Genomic DNA, 10,201 nt, shown 5'->3' on the forward strand with positions numbered 1-10,201 from the left:
TTTGCGCTCAGCCTGCTGCGCAAACCCGGCGCCGGCGAGGGCACGGGCTGATCGATCCCGCGGCGGCGGCGCGCACGCCGCGCCGCGCGCGCGGGGCAGCGCACCGTCACCCACCGATTTGCCGCTGTGCGGCCGACGCCGGACAATGGTGGTTTCGCCGCTGCGCGGCGATCGGCCGAACGGCGTGCACCCGACGTTCCGATGCCGACGCCGATACTGCACCGATGGCGCGGTTTTCCCTTTGCAACCCCACGAAAGCGAGCAATCACATGTCCATCCTGCGAATGACCGATCTCGACCTGTCCGGCAAGCGCGTGCTGATCCGGCAAGATCTGAATGTGCCGATCGACAATGGCCTGATCACCTCCGAGCAGCGCATCCTGGCCTCGGTGCCGACGCTCAAGCACGCGCTGGAGCAGGGCGCGGCGGTGATGGTGACCTCGCATCTGGGGCGGCCCAAGGAAGGCGTGTGGACCCAGGAGGATTCGCTGGAGCCGGTGGCCATCCGCCTGGCTGCGCTGCTCGGCGTCGACGTGCCGCTGATCCGCGACTGGGTCGATGGCGTGGACGTGCAGCCCGGGCAGATCGTGCTGCTGGAGAACTGCCGCATGAACGTCGGCGAGGGCAAGGACGACGAGGCCCTGGCGAAGAAGTATGCGGCGCTGTGCGACGTGTTCGTGATGGACGCGTTCGGTACCGCGCACCGTGCGCAGGCCTCCACTCATGGCGTGATCAGGTTCGCCCCGGTCGCCGCCGGCGGCCCGCTGCTGATGGCGGAGCTGGATGCGCTGGCCAAGGCGCTGGAGCAACCGGCCAAGCCGCTGCTGGCGATCGTCGCCGGCAGCAAGGTCTCGACCAAGCTGGAGTTGCTGTCCAACCTGGTGGACAAGGTCGATCAGCTGATCGTCGGCGGCGGCATCGCCAACACCTTCATCGCCGCGGCCGGGCATGCGGTCGGCAAGTCGCTGTGCGAGCCGGACCTGCTCGACACCGCGCGCAAGATCGTGGCCGACGCCAATGCGCGCGGCGCGGCGATCCCGCTGCCCAGCGACGTGGTGGTGGCCAAGCAGTTCATGCCCGACGCCGAGGCCACGGTAAAGGCGGTCACCGATGTCGCCGACGACGACCTGATCCTGGACATCGGGCCGCAGACCGCTGCGCACTACGCCGAGCTGATCGCCAAGGCCGGCACCGTGGTCTGGAACGGCCCGGTCGGCGTGTTCGAGTTCGACGCCTTCGGCAAGGGCACCGAGACCCTGGCGCGGGCGATCGCCGCCTCGTCGGCGTTCTCCATCGCCGGCGGCGGCGACACCCTGGCCGCGGTCGACAAGTACGGCATCGCCGAGCAGGTCAGCTACATCTCCACCGGCGGCGGCGCGTTCCTGGAGTTCCTGGAAGGCAAGACCCTGCCGGCGGTGGCCGCACTGCAGGCGCGCGGCGCGTGAGCGCCGCCGACGTCCTGTTCTTCGACCTGGACGGCACCCTGGTCGATTCGAAGGCCGGCATCGTCGGCAGCCTGCGCCATGCCTTCGCCGAACTGGGCCAGCCGCTGCCGACCCCGGCGCAGTTGCGCGCCTGGATCGGTCCGCCGCTGCGCGACAGCTTCCAGCAGCACTTCGGCGGCGATGCGGCGTTGGTGGAGCAGGCCTTGACGCTGTACCGCAGCCGCTACGACAGCCATGGCTGGCGCGAGCACACGGTGTTCCCGGACATCGGCGCGGCGGTGGAGGCGGTGGCCATGGCAGGCCATCGCCTCGCGGTGGTGACCTCGAAGAACGAACGCTTCGCGCGGCGCATCGTCGAGCACCTGCCGTTCGGCGCAGGCTTCGAGGAGATCGTCGGTGCCAGCGACGACGGCGCGCGGCGGGCCAAGCCGGACCTGATCGCCGAGGCGCTGCGCCGGCTCTCTGTCGTGCCGGCGCAGTGCCGCATGATCGGCGACCGGCGCATGGACATCGACGGCGCGCGCCATCACGGCATGCGCAGCATCGGCGTGCTGTGGGGCTTCGGCGATGCCGAGGAGCTGCGCCAGGCCGGTGCCGATGTGCTGGCGCAGTCGCCGGCGCAGTTGCCGGCGCTCGTCGCGGCCTGAATGGGCACGTGCGCCGGTGCGTCCGGCGCACAGGGCGCTGGCTGCGCATGCTGCGTCGCCTGGCGTGAGCCTGCCCGCACGGTGTCCGCGGGCCGGCGGCTGTTGGCGCGGCATGACCACATACTGTCCCGCATTGTCCGTTCGCTATGCCGGACCGCGCGTGCGTCTATGCCGAAATGCCATGCTGTGTGATGGGCGCGTGTGCTAGCTTTGAGCGCTTTTTCCAAGGATGCCATCATGATCGAACGCCAGCGCCGCACCAAGATTCTCGCCACCCTCGGTCCGGCCACCGACCCGCCCGGCGTGCTTGAGGATCTGTTCCGCGCCGGCGTCAACGTGGTGCGGTTGAACTTCAGCCACGGCGATCCGTCCGGCCAGGCCAAGCGCGCCGCCGAAGTGCGCGCCGCCGCGGCCCGCGTCGGCGCCGAGATCGGCATCCTCGCCGACCTGCCCGGTCCGAAGATCCGCATCGAGCGCTTCGCTCAGGGCAAGGTCTCGCTCAAGCTCGGCGACCGCTTCGACCTCATCGCCGACCCCAATGCCGCGCCGGGCGACGCCAGCCAGGTCGGCGTCAGCTACCTGGGCCTGCCGCAGGACGTGGCCCCGGGCGACGTGCTGCTGCTGGACGATGGCCTGATGCAGCTGAAGGTGGTCGAGGTGCAGGGCGAGCGCATCGTCACCAGCGTGCTCAACGATGGCGTGCTGTCCGATCGCAAGGGGCTCAACAAGCAGGGTGGCGGCCTGTCGCTGGGCGCGCTGACCGAGCGCGACAAGGAACTGATCGGCATCGTCGCCAAGATCGGCGTGGACTTCATCGCTGTGTCGTTCTGCCGCAATGCCGAGGACATGAACGAGGCGCGGCGCATCGCCCGCGCGCACGGCTGCGATGCGGCGCTGGTGTCCAAGATCGAGCGCACCGAGGCGATCGAGAACCTGAGCGAGATCGTCGAGGCCTCGGACGTGGTGATGGTCGCGCGTGGCGACCTGGGCGTGGAAATCGGCGACGCCGAGCTGCCGGGCCTGCAGAAGAAGATCATCAAGGAATCGCTGGCGCAGAACAAAGTGGTGATCACCGCCACGCAGATGCTGCAGTCGATGGTGGAAAGCCCGATCCCGACCCGCGCCGAAGTGCTGGACGTGGCCAACTCGGTGATCGACGGCACCGACGCGGTGATGCTGTCGGCCGAGAGCGCCGCCGGCGCCTATCCGATCCGCGCGGTCGAGGCGATGGCGCGCATCTGCCTGGGCGCCGAGCGCCAGTTCGAGACCGAAACCGACTTCGGCATGGCCCCGCGCAACCTCGAGCGCGCCGACCAGGCCATCGCCATGGCGACGATGTTCCTGTCCCAGCACGTGGGCGTGCGCGCGATCGTGGCGATGACCGAATCCGGCGGCACCCCGCGCTACCTGTCGCGCTTCCGCGCCAAGGCGCCGATCTTCGCGGTGACCCGCCACGACGGCGCGCGCCGGCACATGGCGATGATGCGCGACGTGTTCCCGATCAACTTCGACAGCCGCGGCCTGACTCCGCGCGAGGCCGCGCGCGGCGCGATCCGCGTGCTGGTCGAAGCCGGCCTGCTGGCGCCGGGCGACCGCGTGGTGTTCACCAGCGGCGAGCACATGGAAACCCACGGCGCGACCAACACCCTGCGCCTGCTCGAGGTCGGCCCGGACGGCCGTGCCAGCGGCCTGGGCGAACTCTGAAGGACGCGGCGCGGCGGCCCCGGCCGCCGCGCCGTCGGCAACACCTGTTCGATCGCGCATGGAACGGCGCGGCGCCCTCCCGTTCCCTGATCGTGCGACACCCCCATGACGTCCCCAAGCGCGCACGCCGAACTCGGGCTGGACCTGCCCGAGCGCCCCGGCACGCATTGCCTTGAACACCTGATCCAGGCCTCGGCCACGCGCGAGCTGGTGGTCACCGAGGATATCCGCGACCGCCGCGGCATCCTGCTCGTCGCCAAGGGCCAGCGCATCAACGCCGGCCTGCGCGAGCGCCTGATCGCGCGGCGCCTGCTGCGTCCGCTGGAATCCTCGCTGGCGTTCTGCGAGGAGCTGCGTCCGAGCGAAGTGCAACTGGCCGCGCAGCGCGAACTGGACGAACACCCGCACCTGCGGCAGTTGCTGGGCGAGCAGGCGCAGCCGGTGATGGCCATGCTGGCCCGCGCCCGCACGCTGGGCGCGCCGGGCACCTTGCTGACCACCCTCGGCCAGACCCGGCCGGCCGCGTTCTCGCACGCGGTGCGGGTGGCGATGCTGGTGTCCTGGCTGGCGGCGCTGCTGTCGCGCTCGGATGCGGCGATGCGCGAGGCCGCGGAAGTCGGCCTGCTGCACGATCTCGGCGAGATGTACGTGGATCCGGTGGTGCTGGAGATTCCCGAGGCGCAGCAGGACTTCGCGCAGTGGCGCATGCGCTGCGTGCACCCGGTGATCAGCGCCGCGCTGCTTGGCGAATCCGGCGTGTACTCGGCGCAGCAGGCCGCGGCCGCACGCGAGCACCACGAACGCATCGACGGCTCCGGCTATCCGGTCGGCGCGTCGGCGCTGTCGCCGTTGGGCCGGTTGATCTCCTGTGCCGAAGCGCTGGATGGGCTGTTCGAACGCGAGCAGGGCCATGCGCAGGCGCTGGCGCGGATGCGCATCGCGCTGCGCGTGGTGCCCGGACAGTTCCCGCGCGACGTGGTCGACCTGCTGACCGAGCGCCTGCGCGACTGCGCCCTGGAACAGGCGCCGGCGCACGATCCGCAGCACCTGCGCGAGGTGGTGGCGGTCTTGCTCGACGGCCTGGAGCGGGCGCGCGACGAGGCGTTGCGGCTGCAGCGCGGCGGCGACCTGCGCGAGGACGAGCGCGCGGCCTTGCAGCATCTGCTGCTGTTGATCGTGGGCTACATCATGGCCATCCACGATTCCGGCGCCGGCAAGATGGTCGAGCAACTGCCGTGGCTGATCGCCGCGCCGGAAGCGGCCGAGGAAGTCGATCGCGTCTGCTGCGAACTGCGCTGGCAGCTGCCGGGGCTGCGCCACCACGCCGCGTTGCTGGCGCACCGCCGCGCGCGCAGTGCCGACGACTGGCAGCCCTTGCTCGATGCGCTCGACATCGCCTTGCCGACAGCGCAGGGCGCGCCTGCGCTGGTGCCGGCCCTGGACGCCGCGCCGCTGCAGACCGCGCAGGCCGAACAAGAGGCGCAGTGTGACGCAATGACGGATGCACTTGGCTGACGTGCCGGGAACATGCACGGTCTACGCCTGTAACCGCTTGCAATTCCCGCGGTAACGGAATGCATGCAGGCCGGCCCGGTATAATGGGCGTTCCCCCGCTGCAGCCATCAGGAACCGTATGAGCATCGAACAGCTTGCCGAAACCGCACAGGCAATGGTCGCCCCGGGCAAGGGCATCATCGCGATCGACGAATCCACCAGCACCATCGCCAAGCGCTTCGCCGGCGTGGGCATCGAGAATGTCGAAGAGAACCGCCGTGCCTACCGCGAGCTGCTGCTGACCACGCCCAAGCTGAGCGATCACATCTCCGGCGCGATCCTGTACGACGAGACGATCCGCCAGAAGACCAAGGACGGCGTGCCGTTCGCCAAGTACATGGCCGAGCACGGCATCATCCCCGGCATCAAGGTCGACAAGGGCACGCATCCGCTGGCCGGCATGCCGGGCGAACTGATCACCGAAGGCCTCGACGGCCTGCGTGCGCGCCTGGAGGAGTACTACAAGCTCGGCGCGCGCTTCGCCAAGTGGCGTGCGGTCATCACCATCGGCGAGGACATCCCGTCGGGCGTGTGCATCGAGACCAATGCGCATGCGCTGGCCCGTTATGCCGCGCTGTGCCAGGAGCAGGGCCTGGTACCGATGGTGGAGCCGGAAGTGCTGATGGACGGCGACCACGACATCGAGACCTGCTACGAGGTCACCGAAGCCACGTTGCGTTCGCTGTTCGGCGCGCTGTACGAGCAGAACGTGGTCCTGGAAGGCACCATCCTCAAGGCCTCGATGGTCATTGCCGGCAAGGACTGCGACGAGCAGGCCAGTGTCGAGGAAGTGGCCGAGTCCACCGTGATGTGCCTCAAGAGCACTGTGCCGGCGATCCTGCCGGGCATCGTGTTCCTGTCCGGCGGTCAGACCGACGAGCAGTCCACCGCGCACCTCAACGCGATGAACCAGCTCGGCAACCTGCCGTGGCCGCTGAGCTTCTCCTACGGCCGCGCCATGCAGCAGGCCGCGCTGAAGCTGTGGGCGCAGGACATGAAGGGCAATTTCGCCAAGGCGCAGCAGGTGGTGTATGAGCGCGCCAAGGAAAACGGCCTGGCCGCGCTGGGCAAGTGGCAGGGCTGATCGGCCCCGCAACGCCTGCGAGGAAAGAAAAACGCCGGCATCGCCGGCGTTTTTCGTTTAGGGGCCATCGTGTTGCGGGAGCCGGCAGCGGAGCTTGCGCACTGGTGGCCAGGCCGCAGGGCGCGTCGGCGAGGCACGCCGCGGCGCTCAGGGCGCCAACGCCGCCGGCGCGTGGAAGCGATAGCCGCTGTTGCGCAAGGTCTTCACCGGCAGCGGGCGTCCGCTGATTTCCTCCACGCGGCGCCGCAGGCGGTACATCTGCGTGTCCAGCCGCCGCCGGTCGTACTCGAGGAAGTTCACCCCCAGCGCGTCGGCGATCTCGCGGTGGCCCACGCTCTCGCCGGCATGGCGCATCAGGCAGGCCAGCACCAGCAGATCCTGGCGCGACAGCGGCACCGGCGGCGCGTTGGGAACGTTCAGGCGTGCGGCGGCCAGTTCCAGGACCCAGCGCGCCGCCGGTGGCGGCAGGGCCAGGCGCCGGCCCAGCGACGCCAGCGTGGCGGCGAGTTCGTCCAGATCGACGCCCTTGCCCAGGTAGTGGTCCACGCCGAGTTCCAGTCCCGCGATGCGGTCGCTGGCGGTGTTGCGTGCACTGAACACCACGATGCCCAGCCGATGGCCGGCACGCCGCAGTTCACTGACCAGTTCCAGGCCGCTGCCGTCGGGAAGACCGACGTCGATCACGGCCATGGTGTGGCGCGCCGGATCGAATCGTTGCCGGAAGCCGGCGATGCTGTCCACGCAGAGGACGACGTAGCCCAGATCCTGCAGGAACTCGCCGAGTTCTTCGCACAGCACCGGCTCGTCCTCGAGCAGGATCACCTCGGACATGGAGTCGCGTCCTCGCGCAGTGCGGTTTGCTGTAACGTCATCGGCTGGCAAGGGTGCGGTATGGCGAATGATGGCGCAATGGTGGCGCTGGCTGGTGGGCGCATGGCTCGTGGTGGGCGTGGCCGTGGCCGCCGACGCGGCGCCATCCGCGGTCGCGGCGCTGCCGCTGACCAGCGCGCACCAGGATGCGAGCGGGTATCTGCAGCGCCTGGACGATCCGCACGGCCGACTGGACGTGGTGCAGGCCGCCGCCGCGACCGGCTGGACCCGGCTGCCCGACGGCCTCAACGCGGGATTCGCCGACGGTGCCGTGTGGCTGCGCCTGCCTGTTCATGTCCAGAGTGTACCGCCCGGCGGCTGGATGGTGCGATTGAGCAATGCCTTGCTCGACGACGTGCAGGCCTACGTGCGGCCCGAGGGCGGCGCCTGGCGCGCGCTGGGGGACAGCGGCGAACGCGTGCCGCGGCGCGATTGGCCGGTGGACTACCGCAGCCCCGTCTTCCAGTTCGCGCCAACGCATGCGGGCGATTACGAGGTGCTGCTGCGGTTGCGCAGCAAGAACGCGTTGGTCACCCGTCTGGACGTCTGGCAACGCCTGCCCTTCGATAACCACTCGCGGCGCGAGGGGCTGCAGTTCGGCCTGTATTTCGGCTTCTACCTGTTGCTGCTGTGCCTGCACGTGTTGTTCTGGCTCGCCACGCGCGCGCGCATGAGTGGCCTGTTCGTGGCCTATCTCGGCGGCTGCGTGTTCAACGAAGCGATGTCCATCGGCCTGGTGCAGCAGGTCACCGGCATGCCGATGGCGTGGAGCGACACGCTGTTGGGCATCAGCATCGCCTGCAGTCTGCCGGTGGGATTCCAGGTCGCCAGCCGGCAACTGAACCTGCGCGCCTTTCATCCGCGGCTGGTGCGTTGGGGCACACGTCTGTTGTGGGCGGTCGCGTTGGGTTGCGCCGTGTTCGTGCTCGCCGGCCACTACGCCTGGGGCATGCAGCCGGTGCAGTCGCTGGGCCTGCTGGAGATCCTGCTGCTGGCGGGGCTGGGGCTGCACCTGCTGTGGCGCCGCTATCGGCCGGCGCTGTTCTTCGTGCTCGCGTTCTTTCCGTTCTATCTGGGGGTGATGCTGGGCTTCCTGCGCAACCTCGGATTCGTCCCGGTCAATGCGTGGACCCAGTACGCCACCACGTTCGGCACCATGCTGCACATGACGCTGCTGAGCGTGTTCCTCATCGGCCGTTACGAGCGGCAGCGCCGATTGCGCGAACGGCGGCATGCCGAGGCCGCGGTGGCACTCGCGCGCAGGCACGGTCTGGCGCTGGAGCGTGACGTGGCCTTGCGCACCGCAGAGCTGCGCAACGAAATCGGCAGGCGGCAGGCGCTGGAGAACGACCTGCGCGGCTTGCTGCAGACCGAGCGCAAGGTCATGCAGGAGCAACGCGATTTCGTGGCGATGGTGTCGCACGAGTTCCGCACGCCGCTGGCCGTCATCATGACCTCGGCGCAACAGCTGGCGCGCAAGCTGGATGCGCCGCCGGAACGCAATCGCGTGCGCTGCGGCAACATACGCGACGCAGCGCAACGGCTGCTGGCGCTGGTGGACGAGTATCTCGCCGACGACCGCATGGGCGAGGCGGCCTCGGAACTGCGGCTGCAGCCGTGCGCCCTGCGCGTCCTGCTCGACGACCTGTGCGGTGACTTCCCGCCGCAGCGCGTGGTCTGCGAGGTTCTCACCGACGACGACGGTCTGCTCACCGATACCGGACTGCTGCGGGTGGCCGTGCGCAACCTGCTCGCCAATGCCGACCGCCATTGCCCGGCGGGCATGGCCATCCGCGTGCGCGTCCGCGGCAGTGCCGGAGGGCTGCGGCTGGAGGTCGCCAATCCGGGCGAACGCATCGCGCCTGCCGAACGCGAGCGGCTGTTCCAGAAGTACTACCGCGGCGAAAGCGCGCGGCATGCGCCGGGCGCGGGGCTCGGTCTGTACCTGGTGCGGCGCATCGCCGAGCGTCTTGGGGGATGGGTCGGCCTGGCCAGGCAGGCGCCCGACGAGTCGGTCTGCTTCGTATTGCTGCTGCCGCGCCGCCCGGATGCACAGCTCGCAGTGTCGCGCGTGCCGCCGGCGACGGATGCCTGATCGCAGGCGGCCGTGCGTATCCCGACGCCCGCTCTGCGCCAACAGCAAAAACAATCGGGCGCGCGGCGATCGATCGCCGCGCGTTCGTGCAGAGAGCCCGGTGCCGATTCGTGTGCCGGCGAGGGCCGTGACGAAAGCCGTGCCATGACCCGACCACACCGCCGCGCGGTGTCGTCAGGTCATTCCCGGCTACTGCCGGATGATGCAGCTGTCCGCGGAGGCGTTGGACGCGCCCGGGCTGCAGGCGACCGCCGGGGCGCGGATGCCGCCGTCGACGATCAGGATCGAGTCGGTAGCGGCCGTCACGGTGCCGCTGCTGCCGCCGTGTGCCGCGGCCGCCAGTTGCCTGGCCGTCTCGTCGGCCTTTTGCGGACTGGTCTCTGTCGTGCTGCCGGCATCGCTGGTCACCGTGGCGGCGGCGACCGAGGTGTTGATCGCCTGCACGGTGGTGGTCGGCAACTGGACAGCGCCGCCGCCATCGCCGTTGCCGGCGACCACGTTCAACAAGCCATCGACGTAGCTGATGGTGTAGTTGGACAGCCCTGCGCCGGTGGCGCCGGAGGCGGTGATGGCGTAGTTGCCGACCGCAGCGCCGCTGCCGGCACCGGCACTGTTCAGGGCGACGCCGGAGACGGTGTCGCGGTTGAGCAGGCCGGAGACACGGTAGCCGGTGAGGGTGGCGGTGCTGCCGACGGTCTTGCTGGCATCGTTGGCGACGATGCGCAGGGTGGCCGGATCGACGCGCAGGCTGCCGTCGACATAGGTCACGACGTAGTTGGACAGCCCTGCGCCGGTCGCGCCG

The 10,201-nt window shown here is 69.7% G+C and carries 8 protein-coding genes; 6 read left to right on the top strand and 2 right to left on the bottom strand.

Features of this window, described 5'->3' with window-relative positions; genetic code table 11:
* Nucleotides 1–269: 269 nt before the first annotated feature.
* The 5 genes from D183_RS0108285 to D183_RS0108305 all read left to right on the top strand — a co-directional run bounded on the left by D183_RS0108285 (nt 270) and on the right by D183_RS0108305 (nt 6,434).
* A complete protein-coding gene (locus D183_RS0108285; RefSeq protein ID WP_026144302.1) occupies nt 270–1,445 on the top strand; it encodes a phosphoglycerate kinase in 1,176 nt (391 codons plus the stop codon).
* On the top strand, nt 1,442–2,092 hold the full coding sequence (locus tag D183_RS0108290) for an HAD-IA family hydrolase (protein ID WP_017908596.1): 651 nt from the start codon (nt 1,442–1,444) through the stop codon (nt 2,090–2,092). Before D183_RS0108285 ends, D183_RS0108290 begins: the two co-directional genes overlap by 4 nt.
* A 237-nt stretch (nt 2,093–2,329) precedes the next feature.
* Nucleotides 2,330–3,796 carry a pyruvate kinase gene (pyk, locus tag D183_RS0108295; RefSeq protein WP_010341498.1) on the top strand — a complete coding sequence of 489 codons (1,467 nt, stop codon included), beginning with the start codon at nt 2,330–2,332 and terminating at the stop codon, nt 3,794–3,796.
* A gap of 105 nt (nt 3,797–3,901) precedes the next feature.
* Nucleotides 3,902–5,311 (top strand): HD-GYP domain-containing protein, encoded by a 1,410-nt coding sequence (locus D183_RS0108300; protein ID WP_017908598.1) that lies wholly within the window; start codon nt 3,902–3,904, stop codon nt 5,309–5,311.
* 118 nt (nt 5,312–5,429) lie between these two features.
* Entirely contained in the window at nt 5,430–6,434 is a 1,005-nt protein-coding gene (locus tag D183_RS0108305; RefSeq protein WP_010341500.1) for a class I fructose-bisphosphate aldolase, read from the top strand.
* Between the two features lie 147 nt (nt 6,435–6,581).
* Here the strand turns inward: D183_RS0108305 and D183_RS0108310 are convergent, their stop codons facing one another.
* Nucleotides 6,582–7,265 carry a response regulator transcription factor gene (locus D183_RS0108310; protein ID WP_017908599.1) on the bottom strand — a complete coding sequence of 228 codons (684 nt, stop codon included), beginning with the start codon at nt 7,263–7,265 and terminating at the stop codon, nt 6,582–6,584.
* Nucleotides 7,266–7,359: 94 nt separating this feature from the next.
* On the opposite strand from D183_RS0108310, the gene D183_RS0108315 reads away from it, so the two are divergent.
* On the top strand, nt 7,360–9,399 hold the full coding sequence (locus D183_RS0108315) for a sensor histidine kinase (protein ID WP_232757239.1): 2,040 nt from the start codon (nt 7,360–7,362) through the stop codon (nt 9,397–9,399).
* Between the two features lie 189 nt (nt 9,400–9,588).
* Here the strand turns inward: D183_RS0108315 and D183_RS24300 are convergent.
* On the bottom strand, nt 9,589–10,201 hold a 613-nt coding region (locus D183_RS24300; RefSeq protein ID WP_039726592.1), incomplete at its 5' end, for an MBG domain-containing protein.

It is taken from the genome of Xanthomonas sp. SHU 199 (assembly GCF_000364665.1).
Classification (GTDB): Bacteria; Pseudomonadota; Gammaproteobacteria; order Xanthomonadales; family Xanthomonadaceae; genus Xanthomonas_A; species Xanthomonas_A sontii.